Origin of the sequence: Myxococcus dinghuensis (assembly GCF_024198235.1) — a bacterium.
GTDB lineage: Bacteria > Myxococcota > Myxococcia > Myxococcales > Myxococcaceae > Myxococcus > Myxococcus dinghuensis.
This window is the reverse complement of the sequence record NZ_JAKCFB010000002.1, coordinates 473,840-495,078: the sequence shown is the minus strand read 5'-3', so window position 1 is coordinate 495,078 and position 21,239 is coordinate 473,840. Positions and strand designations below refer to the sequence as shown.

The window sequence follows — 21,239 nt, the reverse complement described above, 5'->3', positions numbered from 1 at the left end:
AGCGAGGGCTCGCCGGAACTTCCCCGGCGGGCCCTTTGTTTTTCCGGGCGCATCCCTCGTGACTCCGGGCACCTGGAGCGTTGGAAAGAGGGCGGATGCGCGACCTCGTGCTGGCGGATGGGGCGCTGGCGCCCTACCTCTGGTCCCCATGTTGCTCGACGGGCTGGAAGAAACGGGGAGCGCTCCCGCGGGAGCGTCGGGGGCCACTTCGAGCGCGGAGGCCCTCGCGGAGGGGCTGTTCGCGCGCGTGCGCGGGGAGCTGGGCGCGCGGCCACGCACGCCGCTGTCCACGTACCGGGTGCAACTGCACAAGGGCTTCGACTTCGACCACGCGCGCCGCGTCGTGCCGTACCTGGCGCGGCTGGGCGTCAGCGACCTGTACGCATCCCCCTACTTGAAGGCCACGCCGGGCAGCACCCACGGCTACGACTGCGTGGACCACCAGCACCTCAACCCGGAGGTGGGCACGCCCCAGTCCCACGCCGCCCTGTGCGCCGCGCTCGCCGAGCGCGGCATGGGGCACGTCCTGGACGTGGTGCCCAACCACATGGGCATCGAGCGCGACAACCGCCTCTGGTTCGACGTGCTGGAGAACGGCCCGTCGTCCGTCTACGCCAAGTACTTCGACATCGACTGGGCGCCGGTGAAGGACGAACTGCACGGCAAGGTGCTGCTGCCCATCCTGGGGGACCAGTACGGCGTCGTGCTGGAGCGCGGCGAGCTGAGGCTGTCGTACCAGGGCGGCGCGTTCTTCCTGCACTACTACGACCACCTGCTGCCGGTGGCCCCGCGCCAGTACGGCCGCATCCTCCGCCACGGCCTGGAGCGGCTGGAGGCGCGCCTGGGCACGGACGCGCCGCCCATGGTGGAGCTGCTCTCCATCCTCACCGCCATCGAGCACCTGCCGCTGCGCACGGACGTGGAGAAGGCGCGGGTCGTCGAGCGGCACCGCGAGAAGGAGGTCATCAAGCGGCGGCTGGCCGCGGTGGTGACGTCCAGCGAGGCGCTGGCCGCCTACGTCTCCGAGAACCTGCGGGTCTTCAACGGGGAGCCGGGCAACCCCCGCTCGTTCGACCTGCTGGACGCGGTGCTGTCCGCGTGCAGCTACCGCCTGGCGCACTGGCGCGTGGCGGGGGAGGAGATCAACTACCGGCGCTTCTTCGACATCAACGGGCTGGCCGCCATCCGCGTGGAGGACCCGGACGTCTTCCTGGAGGCGCACGCGCTCGTCTTCCGCTGGCTGCGGGAGGGGTGTGTCACCGGCCTGCGCATCGACCATCCGGACGGCCTGTTCGACCCCACCGCCTACTTCCTGGACCTGCAGGAGCGCTACTTCGTGGAGCGCGCGCACGCGCTGTTCCTCCAGGCGCAGGCCGGCGACGACACGCGCTGGCCCGGCGTGGAGGCGTCGCTGCGGGAGCGGTGGCGGGCGGAGGTGATGCAGGACGTCTCGAGCCCGCTGCGCAAGGCGCTCTACGTGGTGGTGGAGAAGATCCAGGGAGGCCGCGAGCGCATCCCGGAGGCGTGGGTGGTGCACGGGACGACCGGCTACCGCTTCGCCAACGCGGTGAGCGGCCTGTTCGTCCACCCGGCGGCGGAGGCGCACCTGACGGAGACGTACGAGCGGCTGACGGGTGAGCACCCGGACTTCGCGGAGCTGGTGTACCAGAAGAAGCTGCTCATCATGCGCGTGTCGATGTCGAGTGAGATCAACGTGCTGGCGCACGAGCTCAACCGCATCTCCGAGATGAGCCGGCGCACGCGTGACTTCACGCTCAACTCGCTGCGGCGCGCGCTGGTGGAGTTCGTCGCGCTGTTCCCCGTCTACCGCACGTACGTGGACGGCTGGCGCCCGGGGCTGGACGCGCGCGACGTGCAGTACGTGGAGTGGACCATCCAGCGCGCCAAGGAGCGCAACGCCACCACCAACGCCTCCATCTTCGACTTCCTGCGCGACATCCTCCTGCGGCGCTACCCGCCCCACTCGGACGAGCGCGAGCGCGCCGTCATGCTGCGCTTCGCCATGAAGCTGCAGCAGGTGACGGGGCCGGTCATGGCCAAGGGGCTGGAGGACACCGTCTTCTACATCTACAACCGGCTGGTCAGCCTCAACGAGGTGGGGGGCGAGCCGGAGCGCTTCGGCGTGCGCGCGGACACCTTCCACCTGCGCAACCAGGAGCGCGCGGAGCACTGGCCGGCCAGCCAGTTGACCACCAGCACCCACGACACCAAGCGCAGCGAGGACGTGCGCGCCCGCATCAACGTGCTGACGGAGATACCGGAGGACTGGCGCAAGGCGGCGCGGCGGTGGATGCGGCTGACGGAGAAGTGGGTGATGCCGCTGCCGTCCGGTCCGGCGCCCAGCCGCAACGACGTGTACCTCCTCCTCCAGACGGTGGTGGGGGCCTGGCCCATGGGCCCCACGCTGCCCGCGGAGGGCCTGGCGGACTTCCACCGCCGGGTGCGCGAGTACATGGCCAAGGCCATCAAGGAGGCGAAGGTCCACACGTCGTGGACCAACCCGGACGGGGCCTACGACGACGCGGTGGCGCGCTTCGTGGACACCTGCTTCCACCCGGAGAAGGGCGCCGCGTTCCTGGAGGAGGTGCGCGCCTTCAAGCGCCGCATCGAGCGGGCCGGTCAGCACAACGCGTTGGGGCAGCTCCTGCTCAAGCTCGCCTCGCCCGGCGTGGTGGACACGTACCAGGGCTGCGAGCTGTGGGACCTGTCGCTGGTGGACCCGGACAACCGCCGGCCGGTGGACTTCGCCGAGCGCGTGCGGCTGCTGGACGAACTGGACGCCCAGGCGGAGGAGGACCGGGAGGGGCTGTGCGCCCGGCTCCGCGGGGACCTGGACGACGGCCGGGCGAAGCTCTTCCTGCTGTCCACCGGCCTGAGGCTGCGCCAGCGCCACGCGGAGCTGTTCCGCGGTGGCGGCTACCGGGCGCTGGAGCTGTCCGGCCCCCGGGCCCCGGCGGCGGTGGCCTTCACCCGGGAGCTGGGGGACGCGGCGGTGGTGGCGTGCGCCCCGCGCTTCACGCTGTCCGCGCTGGAGTCCCCGGAGGGGTTCGCCGGGGCGTACGAGCGCACGTTCCTCGACCTTCCGGAGGCATATGCGGGCATGATGTTCCGCGATGCCTTCACCGGGCGTCAGGTGCGGCCCGAGCGTGGGCCGGGCGGCGTGGTGCTGCCCCTCGCGCCGCTCCTGGCGGGGTTCCCGGTGGTGCTACTGGAGAGGAGCACTGGATGAGGAGGGCCGAGGTGCTGCCAGGGAGGCCGTTCCCCCTGGGCGCCACGTATGACGGGCACGGGGTCAACTTCGCGGTCTTCAGCGAGCACGCGAAGAAGGTGGAGGTCTGCCTCTTCGACCCGGATGACCCGGCGCGGGAGACCCGCCGCTTCCCGCTCCTGGAGACCACGCACCATGTCTGGCACGGCTACGTCCCGGAGTTGAGGCCCGGCACCCTCTACGGCCTGCGTGTGCACGGCCCCTACGACCCGAAGAAGGGCCTGCGCTTCAACGCCCACAAGCTGCTCGTGGACCCCTACGCCCGGGCCCTCCATGGCCGCGTGGACCACCGCGCGCCCATCTACGGCCACGTGCAGGGGGGCAAGGAGGACGACCAGGTCCTCGACAAGCGCGACGACGCGGCGGCCGTGCCCAAGGCCGTGGTGCTGGAGGACACCTTCGACTGGGAGGGGGACGCGCACCCGCGCGTGCCCTGGCACCGCACCGTCCTCTACGAACTGCACGTCAAGGGCTTCACGAAGCTGCACCCGCGCGTGCCGGAGGCGCTGCGCGGCACCTACGCGGGGCTGGCGCACCCGGCCGTCATCGAGCACCTGAAGAAGGTGGGGGTCACCGCGGTGGAGCTGCTGCCCATCCACCACATCGTGGACGAGCCCTTCCTGGCCGAACGCGGGCTCACCAACTACTGGGGCTACAGCACGCTGGGCTACTTCGCGCCGGACGGCCGCTACAGCGCCTCCGGCACGCGCGGTGGGCAGGTGGACGAGTTCAAGGGCATGGTGAAGGCGCTCCACCGCGCCGGCATCGAGGTCATCCTCGACGTCGTCTACAACCACACCTGCGAGGGCAACCACCAGGGGCCCACGCTGTCCTTCCGGGGCGTGGACAACGGCGCGTACTACCGGCTCACGGAGAAGGACCCGCGCTACTACATGGACGTCACGGGCACGGGCAACTCGTGGAACGCCACCCACCCGTACGCGCTGAAGCTGGTCGCGGACTCGCTGCGCTACTGGGTGGAGGAGATGCACGTCGACGGCTTCCGCTTCGACCTGGCGACCACGCTGGGGCGCGACCGGCACGGCTACGACACGCGCGCGGCGTTCTTCCAAATCGTCCACCAGGACCCGGTGCTCAGCCGGGTGAAGCTCATCTCCGAACCCTGGGACGTGGGCGACTTCGGCTACCAGGTGGGCAACTTCCCGGTGCTGTGGAGCGAGTGGAACGGGAAGTACCGCGACACCATCCGCCGCTACTGGAAGGGGGACGACCGGCAGGCGGCGGAGATCGGCTACCGGCTCACCGGCAGCTCGGACCTGTACGCGCTGTCCGGCCGCAAGCCCAGCGCGAGCGTCAACTTCGTCACCGCCCACGACGGCTTCACGCTGCACGACCTGGTCACCTACAACGACAAACACAACGAGGCCAACGGCGAGGAGAACCGCGACGGGGCCAATGACAACCACTCCTGGAACTGCGGGGTGGAGGGCGAGACGACGGACGCGCGCATCAACACGCTGCGCGAGCAACAGAAGCGCAACTTCCTGGCCACGCTCTTCGTGTCGCAGGGCGTGCCCATGCTGGTGGCCGGCGACGAGATGGGGCGCACCCAGCGCGGCAACAACAACGCCTACTGCCAGGACAACGCGCTGTCGTGGGTGAACTGGGAGCTGGACGAGACGCAGCGCGCGCTCCTGGACTTCACCTGTCGCCTGACGCGGCTGCGGCGCGAGCAGCCCGTGCTCCACAAGCGCCGCTTCTTCCGTGGCGCCCACATGTGGGACAGCGAGCTGAAGGACCTGGCGTGGTTCCGGCCGGACGGCAAGGAGATGAAGAAGGAGGATTGGGAGAAGCCCTATGTGCGCTCGCTCGCCTTCCTCCTGGGCGGGGACGCCATCGCGGCGCCGGACGAGGAGGGCAACCGCATCGTCGGGGACACCCTGCTGGTGCTCACGAACGCCCACCACGAGCCCATCAGCTTCCTGCTGCCGGCCCTGGAGTGGGGCGCGGACTGGGAGCTGGTCGTGGACACCACCACGTCGGCGGAGTCGGTGCGCACGCACACCCCCGCGGGGGGCCGGGTGCAGGTGGCGGGGCGCTCCCTGGTGGTGTTGCGGCGCCCGGCGACGGAGTAGCGGGAGGGGCGTGGGGACGGCCCGAGGGATTCACGGAAGTATCGACGCCCGGGCGCGCCGCCGGTAGGGTGCGTCGGCCGTCCCCTGAAACAGGAATCACACGTGAATACGCAAGTCGCGCTCTGGGTGGGCTTCAACGTCTTCGTCCTCGCCATGCTGGCGTTGGACCTGGGGCTGTTCCACCGCAAGGAGCATGTGGTGTCGCCCAAGGAGGCGGGCGTCTGGACGCTGGTGTGGATTTCGCTCAGCCTCACGTTCTGCGGAGGCATCTGGTACTTCGCGGGCCGCACGCCCGCGCTCCAGTGGGTGACGGCGTACGTCGTGGAGTACGCGCTCTCCGTCGACAACCTCTTCGTCTTCCTGATGGTGTTCAGCTACTTCCGGGTGGCGCCGGAGCTGCAGCACCGGGTGCTGTACTGGGGCATCCTCGGCGCGTTCCTCATGCGCGCCAGCCTCATCGTCGCGGGCGCGGCGCTGGTGCAGCGCTTCCACTGGCTCATCTACCTGTTCGGCGCCTTCCTCGTCTTCACCGCGGTGAAGATGCTCTTCTCCAAGGACGAGGAGATCGACCCGGAGCAGCAGGGCGTCGTCAAGTTCGCGCGCCGCGCGCTGCCGGTGGCCCGGCAGGGCGAGGGCAGCCGCTTCTTCCTGAGGGAGGACGGGCGCCTCAAGGTGACGCCGCTGTTCATCGTCCTGCTGGTGGTGGAGGCCACCGACCTGCTGTTCGCCCTGGACTCCATCCCCGCGGTGCTGGGCATCAGCCAGGACGCCTTCATCGTCTACACGTCCAACGTGTGCGCCATCCTGGGCCTGCGCTCGCTGTTCTTCGTGGTGGCCAGCCTCATGGAGAAGTTCCACCTGCTGAAGCTGGGCCTGAGCGCCATCCTCGCCTTCGTGGGCGTGAAGATGCTCATCACCTTCTTCGACATCCACGTCCCCATCGGCATCTCCCTGGGGGTGATTGGCGGCATCCTCCTGCTCGCCATCCTCGCCTCGCTCGTGTGGCCCAAGGCGCCCGAGCCCGGGGAGGGCAGCGAGAGCGCCAAGACCTGAGCCCCGCCAGGCGGGGAGGCTCGGGGTTTTCCTTGCAACCGGGGGGCCTTGCCGCCAAATGTGGAGGCATGTCCTCCACCGCCACCACCGATGGCATCCGCATCACCGTGAAGCCGGCCTTCTGGCCCGAGCGCAGCTCGCCCGAGTCGGGGCAGTACGCCTTCATGTACACGGTGGAAATCGTGAACGAGGGCGAGGCCCCGGCGCAGCTCAAGGCGCGGCACTGGGTCATCACCGACGCGAGCGGGAAGGTGGAGGAGGTGAAGGGCGAGGGCGTGGTGGGCCGCCAGCCTCGGGTCGCCCCGGGGGAGCGCTTCGAGTACACGAGCTGGGCGATGCTGCGCACCCCGTTCGGCACCATGCGGGGCACGTACGACATGGAGCGGCCGGACGGCTCCCACTTCGTGGCGCGCATCGCGGAGTTCGCGCTCACCCTTCCCAACGCCCTGCACTGATGACGACGCCGGCGACCAAGCGGGGGCTCCTGCTCGTCAACCTGGGGACGCCGGACGCGCCCCAGAGTGGTCCGGTGCGTCGCTACCTGCGCGAGTTCCTGAGCGACCCGCGGGTGGTGGACATCCATCCGGTGGGGCGCTGGCTGCTGCTCAACCTCATCATCCTCCCGGTGCGGCCGGCGAAGAGCGCGGAGGCGTACCGCAAGGTGTGGATGCCGGAGGGCTCGCCGCTGCTCGTGTACAGCCGGGCGCTCGAGGCGGCGGTGCGCGAGCGGCTGGGCGGCGAGTACGAGGTGGCCCTGGCCATGCGCTACGGCAACCCGTCCATCCCGGACGCGCTGGCGTCGCTGCGCGCCAGGGGCGTGTCGGATTTCACCGTGCTGCCCCTGTATCCGCACGAGGCCGCGTCGTCGTCCGCCTCGTCGCTGGCGCGGGTGTACGAGCTCTCGGCGGCCGGCTGGGACGTGCCCAACGTGCGCGCGGTGCCGGCCTTCCACTCGCATCCGGCCTTCCTCGACGCCTTCACCCAGGTGGCGCGGCCGGTCATCACGGACATGCGGGCGGACCACGTCCTCTTCAGCTTCCACGGCGTGCCGGAGCGGCACGTCCGCAAGAGCGACCCGACGGGGACACACTGCCTTGCGTCCGCGGGGTGCTGCGACGCGCTCACGGACGCCAACCGCCACTGCTACCGCGCGCAGTGCTTCGCGACGGCGCGGGGCCTGGCGCAGCGGCTGGGCCTGGAGAAGGACGCGTGGAGCGTGTCCTTCCAGTCGCGGCTGGGGCGCACGCCGTGGGTGAAGCCCTACACGGACCTGGTGCTCCCGGAGCTGGCGAAGCGCGGCGTGAAGCGGCTGGCGGTGATGTGCCCGGCCTTCGTCGCGGACTGCCTGGAGACGCTGGAGGAGGTGGGCCTGCGGGCCCGCGACCAGTTCGTGGAGGAAGGGGGCGAGGCGTTGACGCTCGTCCCCTCGTTGAACGCCCACCCGGCGTGGGTGGACGCGGTGGTCCAGATGGTGCGCGAGTCCGACGGCGCGCCTACGGCTGGGGCTTCGCGGTAGGCGTCGCCGGCGGTGGCGGGGCCTCCAGCGCGGTGAGCCGCAGCTTGAGCGTGCCCGGCGGCACCTGGAGCGCGGGCACCGGGAAGGGGCCCTTCGTCGTCGTGGAGATGCTGCCCTCCCAGGTGCGCCAGCGGCCGGCCTTCACCAGGAACTCGCCCACGCCGACGATCTTCACCTCGGCGTTCGCGTCCACCGGGTCGAGCGAATGCTCCGGCGTGCCGTCGCTCTCCTCCTCGTCGCCGCCGCGCGCGGGCACGGTGGGGGGCTTGGGGCGCGGCGTGTACTTGCCCTGGAGCTGCTCGATGACGTCGTACTCCACGCGGGCCACCTGCTCGCCGTCCTCGCCCGGGGTCAGCGACGCGAGCTTCACGCGGTTGCGGCGCCCCTCCTTGACGATGGCGAACTGGGGGCCGAGCGCCCCGTGTGTCAGCAGCTCCGTGCCCAACTGCCACGTGTCCTGGGGGCCCACCGCGGGGTGCGGCAGCTCCAGCACGAGCGTGGCCAGGTTGCGCGTGACGCCCTGGAGGCCGTCGAGCACGAAGCCGCGCTCGCTCACCGTGCCCAGGTCCTCGACGGCGCCCTTGCCCGTGGGGATGACGCGCAGCTTGTAGTCACCGGAGTTGCCCTGCTCGAGCACGAAGGTGAACGCGCCGGGCAGCGCGGTGCTCGCGGTGGTGGCCGCGGGCTTCTCCTTCGGTGCCTCCTTGCCCTTGCCCTTCTTGTCCTTGGCGGCGGCCGGCGCCGGCTCGTCGGACGCGGCGGCGCCGCCGAGCTCGAGGGTGAGCTGGTAGGTGATGGGCGCGCCCTCGGCGACCTTCCAGCGCAGCGCCAGCTTGGACGGGTCGACCGGGGGCTCGGTCGGCTTCGCGGCGGCCTCGGGCTTCGGAGGTTCCTTCAGGCCGGGCGGACGGGGAATGGGCTCGAGCTGCCCGCGCGGCTCTTCGCTGCACGCGGACAAGGACAGGGCTACGACCAGGCCGACAAGGCTTCGCTTCACGCGGGGACGCTCCTCTGGGAGTACACGCGGGATATCGAAGCCCAGGAGGGCTTTTCAAGTCCGTCACCCTGCCGCGTTCAGTGGCCACCTTGTGCGACGTAGCGGTCCACCTGTTCCTTGACGCGCCCGGCGAACTGGGGGTTGAGCCGCTCGAGGATGGCCCACTCCAGCTCCAGGTTCCGCCGCATGACGGGGCGCGAGGAGTGGATGGGGAGCGAGGGTTCGGAGGCGATGAGGACCGTGGGGGTGGTGTGGGACTGCTCGTCCGGCGCGTACGCCTGGTCCGCGGGCATGGCGGGCAACAACTGGGTGCGCCCGTACGTGGAGGCATACAGCTCGTAGGCGCGCACGCGCACCCGTCCGTCGGGCCGGGGGCGGCTCTCGATGTAGAGGCGCGACCACCGCGAGCCCATGTCGAAGTTGCCGTCCACCTTCCAGGGCGTGTGCAGGAGGCGCGGATCCGTGCTGGGCAGGAGCGTGTAGCCCCGCTCGCCGAGCACCTCCGCCGCCGCCTGCATCACCGTCCCGGTCGGCAGGTCGTAGAGGACGTAGCTCGAGGTCCGCTCGAGCAGGCCCTTCTGCGGGGTGGCGCACCCCGTCATGGTGAGGGCTCCAACGAAAACGGACATCACCCGGTGCCAGCGCTGGGTCGGCATGGTCCTCGTCCTGTCTCCCCGTGAGCGGGGCTTCCCCCGGACCCGTGGTGGGTCGGTGGTGCACGAGGCGTCAACGGGAGGTCCCCCGGCGCATATCGGCGCGTGAGGGGATGCTTGCGTGGCGGTGGGGGAACGCGCGCGTGTCCTGGCGTCAGCGGTCGCGGGGCGCGGCGGCGCGGGAGAGCCGATCCCTGACGGCGAGGCCGAGCCCGCTCGCCGCGGGCAGGCACGCGACGAGCACGTCGTGGCCCTCGGCGTCCGCCTCCCGCAGGCGCGTGTAGAGCACGCGGGCCGCGCCCGCGGGGTCGCTCGGGACGTCGAAGCGGGGGACGTCGACGGGCAGCGCGAGGCCCGCCGGTCCGAGCACGCCCACGCGCAGGCCCTGTCCGCGCAGCGCCGCCACGCGGGCCGCGGCCTCGTGGGGTTCGGTCAGCACCACGCCTGCGCGTGGCGCGTAGTGCGACGCGAGCGAGCCGGAGACGCGGACCTTGGACTCGGTGCGCACCGGCACGGCGTGTCCGAGCACGCGCTCCACGTCCTCGGTGGCGAGGCCGCCGGGGCGCAGGATGGCCGGCGCGTCCGCGCTCAGGTCGACGATGGTCGACTCCACGCCCACGGGGCAGGGCCCGCCGTCGAGCACCAGGTCCACGTCCGTGCCCAGGTCCTGCCGCACGTGCTCCGCGGTGGTGGGGCTGACGCGGCCGAAGCGGTTGGCGCTCGGCGCGGCCACGCCGCCGCCCAGTTGCTGGAGCACCGCGAGCGCGACCGGATGTCCCGGCACGCGCAGCGCGACGGTGTCCTGGCCGCCGGTGACGGCGTCGGTGGCGCGAGGCGTGCGGGGCAGCACGAGCGTGAGCGGCCCGGGCCAGAACGCGGCGGCGAGGCGACGCGCGCCCTCCGGGACGTCCCGGGCCCAGGAGGACAGGTGCTCCACGCCGGCGATGTGGACGATGAGCGGGTGGGTGGCGGGGCGGCCCTTGATGGCGAAGACGCGGCGCACGGCCAGCTCGTCCTCCGCGTTGGCGGCGAGGCCGTAGACGGTCTCCGTGGGCAGGGCGATGACGCCGCCGCGACGCAGCATTTCCACTGCGCGCTCGACGAGTTCCGGATTAAGCATGCGCGGCCGCACTGTCGCGCCGGAGGAAGGCATGGGCAAGTCGCACGTCTTCGATGCTCGCAGCCGGATGCCGGTGTCGGCCAGCGAGCTGTTCGGCTGGCATGCCCGGGAAGGGGCGCTCGCCCGGCTGACGCCCCCCTGGGAGCGCATGGAGTTGCTGGAGCGCTCCGGTGAGGGCATCCAGCCGGGCGCCCGCGTGGTGATGCGCATGCGCGTGGGGCCCTTCCCCCGGCGCTGGGTGGCCGAGCACACCGCCTATGTGCGGGACTCCCTGTTCCAGGACGTGCAGCGCTCGGGGCCGTTCTCCCGTTGGGTCCACACCCACCGGATGTGGCCGGAGCCGTCCCAGGGGACGTCCGTGCTGGAGGACGAGGTCGAGTACGTCCTGCCGTTCGGTCCGCCGGGCCGGCTCCTCGGCGCCGGGTACGCGCGGCGCACGCTGGAGCGGATGTTCGCCTATCGCCACCGGGTGACACGCGAGGACCTGCGCAGGCACGCGGCCTACGCGTCGCGCGGGCCGCTCACGGTGGCCGTCACCGGCGCCTCGGGTTCCATCGGCTCGTCGCTGGTGCCGTTCCTCACCACGGGCGGCCACGCGGTGCGGCGGATGGTGCGCGGGCGCGCGGAGGCCTCCCGTTCGGAGGTGTCCTGGGCGCCGGACCGGGGCGAGGTGGATGTCGCCGCGCTGGAGGGCGTGGACGCGGTGGTCCACCTCGCGGGCGTCAACGTCGCGGGGCAGCGCTGGTCCGCCGGCTACAAGGACGCCATCCTGAAGAGTCGCACCGAGGGCACGCGCGCGTTGGCCGAGGCGCTGGCGCGGATGGCGCGCAAGCCGCGGGTGCTGGTGTGCGCCGCGGGCGCGGGCATCTACGGCGACCGGGGCGACGAGCCCCTCACGGAGCAGAGCGCGCCCGGGGAGGGCTTCCTCGCGGACGTGTGTCGCGCGTGGGAGGCGGCGGCGGCGCCCGCCGAGGCCGCGGGCATCCGGGTGGTCCACCTGCGCATCGGGCCGGTGCTCGACGCGCGACAGGGCGCGCTGGCGAAGATGCTGCCCGCGTTCCTCGCCGGGGGCGGTGGACCGCTGGGCTCCGGGCGACAGTGGATGAGCTGGGTGGGGATGGAGGACATCGTGGGCCTCATCCACTTCTGCCTCTTCGAGGACGCGGCCCGAGGCCCCCTCAACGCGGTGGCGCCGGGGGCGACGAGGCAGGCGGACTTCGCCCGGACGCTCGGCCGGGTGCTGCGGCGGCCGGCCTCCCTGCCCGTCCCGGCGGTGGTCCTCCGGACCCTCTTCGGGGAGATGGGGCAGGAGGCGCTCCTGGCGGGGGCCCGGGTGCTCCCCCAGGCGGCGGAGCAACTCGGTTACTCCTTCCTGCTGCCCGAACTGGAGGACGCGCTGCGCTTCACGCTCGGCCGCACCACGGCGGGGCCAGAATACCGGCACGACTGAGGAGTTCGGCGCTTGACAATCCCCCCTGCTGGGATTGATGGATTGCGCCTTATGATCCAGGTCGAAGGGCTGACCAAGTACTACGGTGAGCACGCGGCGATCCGGGAACTGGCCTTCACCATCGGCCAGGGCGAGGTCATCGGTTTCCTGGGCCTCAACGGCGCGGGCAAGTCGACGACGCTGAAAATCCTGGGGTGCGTGCTGCTGCCGACCGCCGGCCGTGTCGTCATCGACGGCCATGACGTGGTGAGCAATGCCCACGAGGTCCGGCAGCGTATCGGCTACCTCCCCGACGTCCCACCGCTCTACGACGAGATGACGGTGGGCGAGTATCTCGCCTATGTCGCGCAGTTGCGCGGCGTCGCGGCGCGGGACACGGCGTCGCGGGTGGGGGAGGCGGAGGAGAAGACGGGCCTGCGCGAGGTGGACGGCGAGCTCATCTCCACGCTCAGCCACGGCTATCGCCAGCGCGTGGGCGTGGCGCAGGCGCTGGTGCACCGGCCGGCGCTGCTCATCCTCGACGAGCCGACGAGCGGCCTGGACCCCCGGCAGATCGTCGAGATGCGCGACGTCATCCGGGGGCTGAAGGGCGCGCACACGGTGCTCGTCTCCAGCCACATCCTCCCGGAGATCTCCCAGACGTGTGACCGGCTCCTCATCATCCACAAGGGGGCGCTGGTGGCGCAGGGCACGGAGGAGGAGCTGGCGCGGAAGATGGGCGGCGGCGGCTCCATCGAGGTCGAGGTCCGAGGCGACCGGGCGCGCGCGGTGGAGGTGCTCACGCCCTTCGGCGCGGTGGAGGTGGAGCGCGCGGTGGACGACGTGGTGTCGCTGACCCTGCGCGCCTCGCCGGACGAGCGGCCCCGCGTGGCGAAGGCCGTGGTGGGCGCGGGGCTGGAGCTGCTGCGGCTGGACCAGGGCGCCGGCCAGTTGGAGTCCATCTTCCTGCGGCTGACGCATGGCCAGGAGGTGCGAGCGTGAAGGCGCTGCTCATCGCCCGCCGCGAGCTGTCCGGCTACCTGCGCACGCTCAGCGGCTACGTCGTCATCGCGGTCATCCTCGCGTTGAACGGCCTGTTCTTCAACGCGTACGCCCTGGGCGGCGCGAGCAAGCGCTCCGCCGAGGTGCTGTCGCAGTTCTTCTATTACTCGAGCGGCTTCACCATCGTCGCCTCGGTGTTCATCTCCATGCGGTTGTTGGCGGAGGAGCGGCAGACGGGGACGCTGCCCCTCCTGTACTCGTCACCGCTGCGGGACCGGGACATCGTGCTGGGCAAGTTCCTGGCGGGGTTCGCGTTCCTGGCGCTGTACGTGCTGTGCACGCTGTACATGCCCCTGCTGGTGCTGGTGAACGGCAAGGTGTCGTTCGGGCACGTCGCGGCCGGATACCTGGGCCTGCTCCTGCTGGGCAGCGCGTCGTTGGCGGTGGGCACGTTCGGCTCGGCGCTGGCGCGCAACCAGTTGCTGGCCGCCATCACCTCCGCGGTGATGCTGGTGGCGCTCATCCTCTGCTGGCTCCTGGCGCGCATCACCGAGCAGCCGCTGGCGGATGTCTTCAGCGCGATGTCGCTGTGGAACCAGCACTTCCCGCCGTTCCAGTCGGGGTTGGTCCACGTGCGCGACGTCGTCTACTACCTGCTCGTCACCTACGTGGCGCTGTTCGCCGCCACGCGGGTGCTCGAGGCGCGGAGGTGGCGATGAGCACGCGTCCGACGAGTGGATTGCCCGTGACGCTGGCCTTCGTGGGAGGCCTGCTCGCGGTCTTCATCGGGGAGCGCATCCTGGGCGTGGGGACGGGGCGCATGCTCCTGTCCGCCCTGGGCGTGGCGGTGGCGGTGGGCGCGGTGGCGTGGCGGTTCGTGCTCCGCCGGAAGGCCAGCGCGGACCGGCGCACCGTGGATGGCTGGGTGTTGGGGTTGTATGGCCTGGGGCTGGGAGCGCTGGCGCTCTACTTCCTCCAGGCGGACGTGGGCGCCATCCTCCTGGGCGGCCCCGTGGCGCAGAAGGCACCGAAGCTGGCGGTGGTGCTGGCGGCGCTGTTCCCCGCGCTGCTGGCGTGTGGCCTGATGCCGCTCGCGCTGGTGGAGGCCGCGTGCGCGGCGATGGAGCGCGCGCCGGTGCTGGAGACGGGGCGCGCGAAGAGCGCGCTGTTCTCCGGGCTCGGGCTGGCCTTCGTGCTCGTGTTCGCGTTCGCGTCCATGTTCGTGGCCACGCAGGCGAACACGACGTGGGACCTGTCGTACTTCCGCACGGCGAAGCCCGGGGACTCCACGCGCAAGGTGGTGCGGGGCCTGAACGAGCCGCTGACGGTGACGCTCTTCTTCCCCCCGGCGAACGAGGTGGGCGAGGCGGTGGGGCAGTACTTCCGCGACCTCTCCGTGGAGAGCCCCCAGCTGCTCACGGTGGAGCGGATGGACCAGGCCGTGGAGCCCGCGCGGGCGCGGACGCTGGGCGTGAGCAACAACGGCACCATCGTCCTGGTTCGGGGAGACCGGAAGGAGCCCTTCACGGTGGGCCTGGAGCTGGACCGCGCGCGCGGGCAGTTGCAGCGGTTGGACCAGGAGGTCCAGAAGCGGCTGTTGACGGTGGCGAAGCCCCGGCGCGTCATCTACTTCACTGCGGGCCACGGCGAGCGCGCGGAGACGCGGCCGGTGCCGGGCGAGCTGCCCCGTCCCCCCGTCGCGCAGTTGAAGGAGATGCTGCGCGCGCAGAACGTGGACGTGCGTCCCCTGGGCGCGGCGGAGGGGCTGGGGCACGAGGTCCCGGCCGACGCCGCCGTGGTGGTGGTGCTGGGGGCCACGCAGGACTTCCTCCCCGAGGAGATGACCGCCCTGCGTGAGTACGTGGGACGGGGAGGGCGCCTGTGGCTGGCGCTGGAGCCGGAGGGGCCGGACTTCCAGCAGCTCCTGACGCCCATGGGGTTGAAGTACCTGAAGACGCCGCTGGCGAACGACCAGGTCTTCTTCCGCACGTCGCGCCAGCTGAGTGACCGGGCCAACCTGGGCACGGCGAGCTACAGCTCGCACCCGTCCGTCACGTCGTTGTCGGCGATGGCGGGGCAGGCGCCGGTGGCCTTCCTGGGGGCCGGGGCGTTGGACCAGCTCCAACCGCTGCCCAACGGCGTCATGCAGGACATCTCCGTGCGCGCGCACGGCGCCACGTTCGCGGACGCCAATGGCAACTTCGCGCCGGACCCGGGCGAGATGCGCCGCTCGTGGCCGCTGGTGGTGGCGGTGGAGCAGCCGGCGACCGCTGGCAAACCGCCGATGCGGGCCGTGGTGATGGCGGACGCGGACGCGGTGAGTGACGGGGTGTTGACCAACATGGGCAACGCGTACCTCGCGGCGGACACGCTGCGGTGGCTCACCGGCGAGGAGGCCATCTCCGGCACGGTGTCGTCGGAGGAGGACGTGCCCATCCAGCACACGCGCGAGCAGGACGTGGCCTGGTTCTACGTCACCGTCTTCCTGGCGCCCGCGCTGGTGCTGGCGGTGGGCTTCGTGACGACGCGGCGACGGGGACGACGGGCGCCGCGCCCTGCTCCGGTGGCGGGAGGTGAGCGATGAAGGTGCGGGACCTCGCCATCCAGGGGGGCCTCGCGGCCTTCGCCCTGGTGGCCGCCTATGCGGTGTGGCAGCGGGAGCCGGTGGGCGCGCCCACCGACGTGACGGTGGTGGACGCGCCCTCGCGCGCGCTGGATGTCGTGCGCTACGAGGACGACGCGCGCTACGTGGAGCTGTTCCGCGACGCGAAGGACCGGGACAAGCTCTGGGTGCGGTTGGGCTTCAAGCCATCCAAGCCGGTGGGTGGCGAGCCGGTCGCGGATGGGGGCACGCCTCCGGTGGGGGACGCGGGGACACCGGCGGTTGCCGCCGTGCAGACGCCGCCTCCGCCTCCGCGCGAGCTGCGCGCGAACGAGGTGGCGGAGAAGCTGCTGCCGAAGTTCGGACCGTTGCGCGCGATGCGGGCCCTGGGCGTGCTGGACGCGAAGAAGCTGGAGGAGGTGGGGCTGGCCTCGACGCCGCGCAAGCTGACGCTCACCCTCGCCGGCAAGCCGGAGGCCTTCTCGCTGGCCTCGACGACGGGGAGCTGGGGCACGCCGTACCTGCGCCGTGAGTCGGATGGACAGGTGTTCCTGCTCGGGCCGGCGTTGTTGCCGGACCTGGAGAACGCGAACACCCGCCTGGTCGACCGGCGTCTGCACGTCTTCGACCTGGGGGACTTCGATTCGGTGGTGGTCTCGTCGGCGGGGGTGACGCGCACGTTCGTGGCGACCGGCAAGGCGCCGGGGCCGGTGGCGCTCGCGCCCGAGGAGGCGCCGGACAAGTCGGACGAGTTCGCGCGCAACTGGCATGACCGCGTGTGGCGGTTGATTCCGTTGGACCTGCTGGGGCGCGACGAGTTGCCCGCGGGGGGCCAGCCCAAGGAGTCGTTCCGTGTGGAGTACCGCCGCGCGGGCAAGGTGGTGGGCGAGGTGGTGGTGGCGCGAGCGGAGGACGGCTTCTTCGCGCGCACCGAGCACACCAGCGGCTGGGCCCGCCTCCATGCGGGCGTGGACCCGCTGGTGACCGAGGCCGCGCGGGTGACGAGCCCCGTGTCCTCCGCGACGGGGCCGTGAACGCCGGGTGCCGCCGGGCGCGAGCTGCGCGTGTCTGGCGGTGTCCCTCGCGGTTCAGCAGTCCGAGCGATGAGTCGGCTCTGGGGGCAGGGGGAGCCTCGTCAGGATGTCCCGTCGCTCGGAGGGCGATGGTGGTTGCCGCTGACACGATGCGACAGGCCCTCTTTGCCATCGATTCCGTCCGGGAGGTGGCGCCCAGGGATGGAGTTGGCGTCGATGCGCTCCGACGCGGTTGAATGAGGCCCGGACCTCGTCACACCGTTCGACCGCTGAGACCGCTCCATGAGATTTCCCGGACGTACGTTCCAGGTGTTGGAGTACCGCGTCAGGCAGAAGCAGCTCCTCGTTCGTGCCGCGAAGAGCGAGCAGCATCCAAAGAACGTAGACATCCTCTTCTCGGGCGTGGAGTACCTCGAGCTGCCGACGACGCTCGGCGAGGTCCAGCTCGTTCCGCCATTCGTGAGTGACCTCTCGCGACTGCAGACGGTCTTCCGCCCGGACGTCGACTCGCGGCACGTGAACGTCTTCCTCCAGGGAGAGCGGCACTACCTCGTCGTCGCCGTGGACACGAAGGTCACCGAGAACGACCTCGACGCCCACGATTCGGGGCTGCGCTGAGCGGACAGGAGAAGGCGGACGCGGCGGCGTCCCTCAGGCCGCCGCGCCGGAGTCCAGCTCCAGTCCCAGCCGGATGTCCACGAAGCTGTACGGCGCCCACGGTCCGGTGAAGCGGAACGCGTAGAAGTCCGAGCGGGCCGCCAGCATCCGCACCTTCGCGTCGAAGTCCTGCACGTGCTCGCGCACCACGAGGAACGCCGCGTTGAGCAGCATCCGCTCGCCCACGGGAGACGCCGTCCGCGAGGCGACCGACAGCGAGCGCAGGCCCTCCAGCATCGCGGCCATGTCCAACGAGGCCCGCGTCTCCACGGCGCTCCCCACCCGGCGCTCGTGCTCCAACTCGGACTCGTCCGCGTGGCGCTTGAGCCGGGCGTCCTCACCCTCCAGCCGCCGGGCCAGGTGCTCGCGGTGGTAGAGCACCTTCAACCCCAACTCCACCTTGCCCTCCAACCGCGTCAGCGCGCCCACCAGCACGTCCCGGGCCGAGCGCAGCAGCGCGCGCACCTGCGCCTCGGAGGGCAGCACCGTGCCGAACGCCACCGGCAGCACCGTGTGCTCGCGCAACACCACCTCCGTGGTCCGCTGGTGCGCCAGCAGGTTCGCCCGCGTCGGCCCCACCGCCAGCCCCGGCGCCGCGGAGACCAGCGCCGCCAGGTCGCCCTCGGTCACCGCGCGCACCTGCGCGGGCGGCACCCCCAACCCGATGCTCCCGAAGTCCAGCGGCTCCCGCGCGCGCACCACGCCGTACAGATAGCGCGGCCCCTCCGGTGCCTCCGCGCGCGCCCTCTCGGGCGCCGGGCGGGGCTTCGCCTCCGGCGCGCGCTTGGGACTGGCGCGCGTCGCGACGCTCCTCTTGCCCGACTTGTGTGCGGGCGCCTTGGGACGGGAGGACCGGGGCATGCGCGCTCCTAGCGGGCCTGGGCGCCTCCCTGGAGGGCGAGGATGCGACGCACCTCCGCCACCAGTTCGTCCGGCAGGCACGGCTTGGTGACGAACGAGTCGCAGCCGGCGCCCTTCGCCTCGTCGGACTGCCCCGTCATCGCATGGCCGGTGAGGGCGACGACGGGGATGGCGCGGGTGCGCGCGTCGTTCTTCAACCGCCGCGTCGCCTCCCAGCCGTCGATGATGGGCAACGACAGGTCCATCAGGATGATGTCCGGCGTCAGCGCGAACGCCTGGTCCAGGGCCTCCTGGCCGTTCCTCGCCTGCGCCACGCGGAAGCCGGAGAACTCCAGGTACTCCGCGTACATCTCTCGCGCGTCGTCGTAGTCGTCGACGACGAGCACGAGCGGCTTGAGGGTCGGGGAGGAGTTCGTCATGTCCGCCTCGTGCGTCGTGGGAAGTGCAAGCTGAAGGTCGACCCCTGTCCCGGGGTGCTCTGGAGGGAGACGCGGCCCCCCAGCATAGTGGCCAGTCGACGGCAGATGGACAGCCCCAGGCCGGTGCCTCCATAGGCGCGGGTAGGGGAACTGTCCACCTGTTGGAAGTCCTCGAAGATCTTCTCCTGTTGGGCCGGGTCGATGCCAATCCCCGTGTCCGACACGGAGATGGACAGCATCGCCGTGGACGGCGCGTACTCCGCCGACACCTTCACCGCCCCCTCATGCGTGAACTTCAACGCATTGGACAGGAGGTTGAGCACGACCTGCTTGACCTTCTGACGGTCGCCATGCACCTGCGGCAGCCTGGGCGCCAGGTGGGTGCTCACCGCCAGCTTGCTGCGCGCGATGATGGGGTCCATCTCCGCCATCACCTCCTGGAGCAGCTCCGGAATCCGGAAGTCCGACAGGTTCAGCGGCATCCGCCCCGCCTCGATGCGGGTGATGTCCAGGATTTCGTTGATGACCTCCAGCAGGTGCCGCCCGTTGGAGTCGATGCGGGTGAGGTTGCGCTTCTGCGCCGGGGACAGCTCCCCGGACACACCCTGCAGGAGCATGTTGGTGTAGCCGAGGATGGCGTTGAGCGGCGTGCGGAACTCGTGGGACATGTTGGCCAGGAACTGCGACTTGGCCGCGCTGGCCTGCTCCAACTGGATGGCCTGCCGCCGCAGCTTCTCGTTCTGTTCCGCCAGCTCCGCGGTGGCCACCTGCACCCGCGCCTCCAGCAGCGTGGAGACCTCCCGCAGCCGCTCCAGGAGCCGCGCCTTCTCCAGCGCCTCGCTCCGGTCGTGGAAGAGGGTGACGATGCCCGTCAGCTCGCCGCCGTCGCCCATCACCTTGCTGGCCACCGCCTCCATGGGCCGCGTGGCGCCGCTGGCGGGGTCCACCAGGCTCAACTGCCCGCGCCAGCGCAGGCTGCCCTCCGCGCCGAGCAGGTTGGCGAGGAACGAGGCGAACGTCGCGTGGTTGGTGCGCACGCGGCGCTGCGCGGGGCGCCCGGCGTTGGGCGGGGGCGTGAAGAGCTTCTCCGCCGGGTCGTTCATCATCACCGTGCCCCCGGACGGCGCCGACAGGATGATGGGGTCCGCCACCGAGTCGAGCACCCGGTCCAGCCGGTGCCGTTCGCTGCGCGCCTCGCGCTCGGTGGCGCGCAGCCGCCGGTAGCTCTCCCCGAGCGCCTGGGTCGCCCGGCCCAGGTCCGTCACGTTGCGCAGCACGCTCACCATGGCCTCGCGCCCGTCCGGCTCGTACACCCGCTGGGTGACGAGCTCGAAGAGCAGGTCCATGCCCTCCACCGGGTCCACCAGCGGCACCTCGCGCCGGCTCGGGCCCGGGACGCCGCCGCTGGCCGTGCTCGCGAGCGCGGCGGCGAGGACGCGCTGGTTGAGGCGCACCGCGCGCCGCCGCCCCTCGCTCGAGCCGGGATTGGCCACCAGCAGCGCCTCCGCGCGCGCGTTGGCCAGATGCGGATGCCCCACCAGGTCGGTCAGGAGGATGGGGTCCACCACCGCGTCGATGATGCGGCGGAACAAGTCACTGCCGCCCGTCCCCCGGGGGCCCGTGGCCTGACGCGCGAGGAAGGGGCCCGCGTGGCTGGCCACCCAGGAGACCTCGGAGGGCAGCGCCGGACCGCTCGCCCAGACCAGCAGCAGCCCCACCGGCGGCGAGCCCGCATGTCCCAGCGGCACCGTGAACAGGCCTTCCGCCGTCTCCCCCCGCGGCAGCGGCGGCCTCGGGGACGGCAGGAAGTGGGGCGCGTCCCGGGTCAGGGCCTCCACCAGGGGGTGGCGCGTGTCGTCCTGCTGGGGCTCGAGCGACGCGCACTGCGCCTCCGACAACCCCCGGGCCGCGAGACAGACGAGCCGTCCACCGGGCTCCTCTCGCGCCACACACGCGGCGGCGGCGGCCCGCGCATGGACCGTCAGCCACTCCACGACCGCCTCGGCGCACGGTCGCGCCGCGTCGCAGGCCAACAGCAGCTCCGTCAGGGAGAGGCGTGCTTCGGCGGTGGAGGTCGGGGGCGAGGGAGCCAGGGGCGCGAAGGAGGCCAATGCGTCAGACTCCGGAAGAAGGTCGAGGTGCCGAACCGTCGGAGGTGTCATCGGCCCGGACGTCCACGAACGTCACCACGACGCGCGCGGAAGACCAGGGGACGTGGCGGAGGGTGCTCGCGGTGGCTTCGTCCCAGCGAAGCCCCTGGTCGAGGATCCGATCCATCACGTCGACGAGGCTGGCGCTCCCAGCCAGTTTATCCACGGGCATCCGCTATCGCTCCCCAGGGCCGACCCGACCCCCTTCTAGCGTGGCCTTCAGGGCCTCCCCACAGCAGCTTCACGCCCCCGCGCGACTTGCCAACACCCGGGCCCCGACTCTGTCCGCTCGTGTACATCCTGGAGCGCTTCGAAGCTGGGCAGGCAGGCGGGCCGTGCGTGGACATCCGTCGGGTTATCG

17 protein-coding genes are annotated in these 21,239 nt (G+C 71.5%); 11 read left to right on the top strand and 6 right to left on the bottom strand.

Translation table 11 applies throughout. The features are described from left to right. The first annotated feature begins 148 nt into the window (after window positions 1-148). From treY to hemH, 5 genes are all read left to right on the top strand, one after another. Complete coding sequence (gene treY, locus LZ198_RS04640) at window positions 149-3,250, top strand: malto-oligosyltrehalose synthase (protein ID WP_253970642.1); 3,102 nt, start codon at window positions 149-151, stop codon at window positions 3,248-3,250. After that, a complete protein-coding gene (gene glgX / locus LZ198_RS04635) occupies window positions 3,247-5,385 on the top strand; it encodes a glycogen debranching protein GlgX (protein ID WP_253970641.1) in 2,139 nt (712 codons plus the stop codon). The genes treY and glgX overlap by 4 nt, the downstream gene beginning before the upstream one ends. Before the next feature lie 102 nt (window positions 5,386-5,487). Beyond that, window positions 5,488-6,438: a TerC family protein gene (locus LZ198_RS04630; protein WP_253970640.1), complete on the top strand. Its 951-nt coding sequence runs from the start codon at window positions 5,488-5,490 to the stop codon at window positions 6,436-6,438. A gap of 68 nt (window positions 6,439-6,506) precedes the next feature. Then, a complete protein-coding gene (apaG, locus tag LZ198_RS04625; protein ID WP_253970639.1) occupies window positions 6,507-6,893 on the top strand; it encodes a Co2+/Mg2+ efflux protein ApaG in 387 nt (128 codons plus the stop codon). Beyond that, the gene (gene hemH, locus LZ198_RS04620; RefSeq protein ID WP_253970638.1) at window positions 6,893-7,954 is read left to right on the top strand and encodes a ferrochelatase; all 1,062 of its coding nucleotides are present in this window, start codon (window positions 6,893-6,895) and stop codon (window positions 7,952-7,954) included. The genes apaG and hemH overlap by 1 nt, the downstream gene beginning before the upstream one ends. Here the strand turns inward: hemH and LZ198_RS04615 are convergent. The 3 genes from LZ198_RS04615 to LZ198_RS04605 all read right to left on the bottom strand — a co-directional run bounded on the left by LZ198_RS04615 (window position 7,932) and on the right by LZ198_RS04605 (window position 10,724). Next, window positions 7,932-8,951 carry a hypothetical protein gene (locus tag LZ198_RS04615; protein ID WP_253970637.1) on the bottom strand — a complete coding sequence of 340 codons (1,020 nt, stop codon included), beginning with the start codon at window positions 8,949-8,951 and terminating at the stop codon, window positions 7,932-7,934. The two genes, hemH and LZ198_RS04615, sit on opposite strands and share 23 nt — an antisense overlap. 77 nt (window positions 8,952-9,028) lie before the next feature. Then, window positions 9,029-9,553, bottom strand: coding sequence for a hypothetical protein (locus tag LZ198_RS04610; protein ID WP_253970636.1), 525 nt, complete (start codon window positions 9,551-9,553; stop codon window positions 9,029-9,031). 205 nt (window positions 9,554-9,758) lie between these two features. Next, on the bottom strand, window positions 9,759-10,724 hold the full coding sequence (locus tag LZ198_RS04605) for an L-threonylcarbamoyladenylate synthase (RefSeq protein WP_253970635.1): 966 nt from the start codon (window positions 10,722-10,724) through the stop codon (window positions 9,759-9,761). Between the two features lie 31 nt (window positions 10,725-10,755). On the opposite strand from LZ198_RS04605, the gene LZ198_RS04600 reads away from it, so the two are divergent. The 6 genes from LZ198_RS04600 to LZ198_RS04575 all read left to right on the top strand — a co-directional run bounded on the left by LZ198_RS04600 (window position 10,756) and on the right by LZ198_RS04575 (window position 17,409). After that, a complete protein-coding gene (locus LZ198_RS04600) occupies window positions 10,756-12,174 on the top strand; it encodes a TIGR01777 family oxidoreductase (protein ID WP_253970713.1) in 1,419 nt (472 codons plus the stop codon). Window positions 12,175-12,225: 51 nt separating this feature from the next. Next, the gene (locus LZ198_RS04595; protein WP_253970634.1) at window positions 12,226-13,155 is read left to right on the top strand and encodes an ABC transporter ATP-binding protein; all 930 of its coding nucleotides are present in this window, start codon (window positions 12,226-12,228) and stop codon (window positions 13,153-13,155) included. After that, complete coding sequence (locus tag LZ198_RS04590; protein WP_253970633.1) at window positions 13,152-13,874, top strand: ABC transporter permease; 723 nt, start codon at window positions 13,152-13,154, stop codon at window positions 13,872-13,874. The genes LZ198_RS04595 and LZ198_RS04590 overlap by 4 nt, the downstream gene beginning before the upstream one ends. Further along, entirely contained in the window at window positions 13,871-15,739 is a 1,869-nt protein-coding gene (locus LZ198_RS04585) for a Gldg family protein (protein WP_253970632.1), read from the top strand. Before LZ198_RS04590 ends, LZ198_RS04585 begins: the two co-directional genes overlap by 4 nt. After that, entirely contained in the window at window positions 15,736-16,791 is a 1,056-nt protein-coding gene (locus LZ198_RS04580) for a hypothetical protein (protein WP_253970631.1), read from the top strand. The genes LZ198_RS04585 and LZ198_RS04580 overlap by 4 nt, the downstream gene beginning before the upstream one ends. 282 nt (window positions 16,792-17,073) lie before the next feature. After that, a complete protein-coding gene (locus LZ198_RS04575) occupies window positions 17,074-17,409 on the top strand; it encodes a hypothetical protein (RefSeq protein WP_253970630.1) in 336 nt (111 codons plus the stop codon). A 33-nt stretch (window positions 17,410-17,442) separates the two neighbouring features. On the opposite strand, the gene LZ198_RS04570 is transcribed toward LZ198_RS04575, so the two are convergent. Genes LZ198_RS04570 through LZ198_RS04560 form a run of 3 tightly spaced genes read right to left on the bottom strand, consistent with a single transcriptional unit; the run spans window position 17,443 to window position 20,839 of the window. After that, window positions 17,443-18,309 carry a GvpL/GvpF family gas vesicle protein gene (locus tag LZ198_RS04570; RefSeq protein WP_253970629.1) on the bottom strand — a complete coding sequence of 289 codons (867 nt, stop codon included), beginning with the start codon at window positions 18,307-18,309 and terminating at the stop codon, window positions 17,443-17,445. An 8-nt stretch (window positions 18,310-18,317) separates the two neighbouring features. Then, window positions 18,318-18,728, bottom strand: a complete 411-nt coding sequence (locus tag LZ198_RS04565; protein WP_253970628.1) for a response regulator — start codon at window positions 18,726-18,728, stop codon at window positions 18,318-18,320. After that, window positions 18,725-20,839, bottom strand: a complete 2,115-nt coding sequence (locus LZ198_RS04560; RefSeq protein ID WP_253970627.1) for a PAS domain-containing sensor histidine kinase — start codon at window positions 20,837-20,839, stop codon at window positions 18,725-18,727. The genes LZ198_RS04565 and LZ198_RS04560 overlap by 4 nt, the downstream gene beginning before the upstream one ends. Window positions 20,840-21,239: the final 400 nt, after the last annotated feature.

Coding starts and splice junctions, on each gene's coding strand:
- treY (WP_253970642.1), top strand. CDS start 149: ATGTTGCTCGACGGGCTGGAAGAAACGGGGAGCGCTCCCGCGGGAGCG.
- glgX (WP_253970641.1), top strand. CDS start 3,247: ATGAGGAGGGCCGAGGTGCTGCCAGGGAGGCCGTTCCCCCTGGGCGCC.
- apaG (WP_253970639.1), top strand. CDS start 6,507: ATGTCCTCCACCGCCACCACCGATGGCATCCGCATCACCGTGAAGCCG.
- hemH (WP_253970638.1), top strand. CDS start 6,893: ATGACGACGCCGGCGACCAAGCGGGGGCTCCTGCTCGTCAACCTGGGG.
- LZ198_RS04610 (WP_253970636.1), bottom strand. CDS start 9,553: ATGACGGGGTGCGCCACCCCGCAGAAGGGCCTGCTCGAGCGGACCTCG.
- LZ198_RS04605 (WP_253970635.1), bottom strand. CDS start 10,724: ATGCTTAATCCGGAACTCGTCGAGCGCGCAGTGGAAATGCTGCGTCGC.
- LZ198_RS04600 (WP_253970713.1), top strand. CDS start 10,756: ATGGGCAAGTCGCACGTCTTCGATGCTCGCAGCCGGATGCCGGTGTCG.
- LZ198_RS04595 (WP_253970634.1), top strand. CDS start 12,226: ATGATCCAGGTCGAAGGGCTGACCAAGTACTACGGTGAGCACGCGGCG.
- LZ198_RS04585 (WP_253970632.1), top strand. CDS start 13,871: ATGAGCACGCGTCCGACGAGTGGATTGCCCGTGACGCTGGCCTTCGTG.
- LZ198_RS04580 (WP_253970631.1), top strand. CDS start 15,736: ATGAAGGTGCGGGACCTCGCCATCCAGGGGGGCCTCGCGGCCTTCGCC.
- LZ198_RS04575 (WP_253970630.1), top strand. CDS start 17,074: ATGAGATTTCCCGGACGTACGTTCCAGGTGTTGGAGTACCGCGTCAGG.
- LZ198_RS04570 (WP_253970629.1), bottom strand. CDS start 18,309: ATGCCCCGGTCCTCCCGTCCCAAGGCGCCCGCACACAAGTCGGGCAAG.
- LZ198_RS04565 (WP_253970628.1), bottom strand. CDS start 18,728: ATGACGAACTCCTCCCCGACCCTCAAGCCGCTCGTGCTCGTCGTCGAC.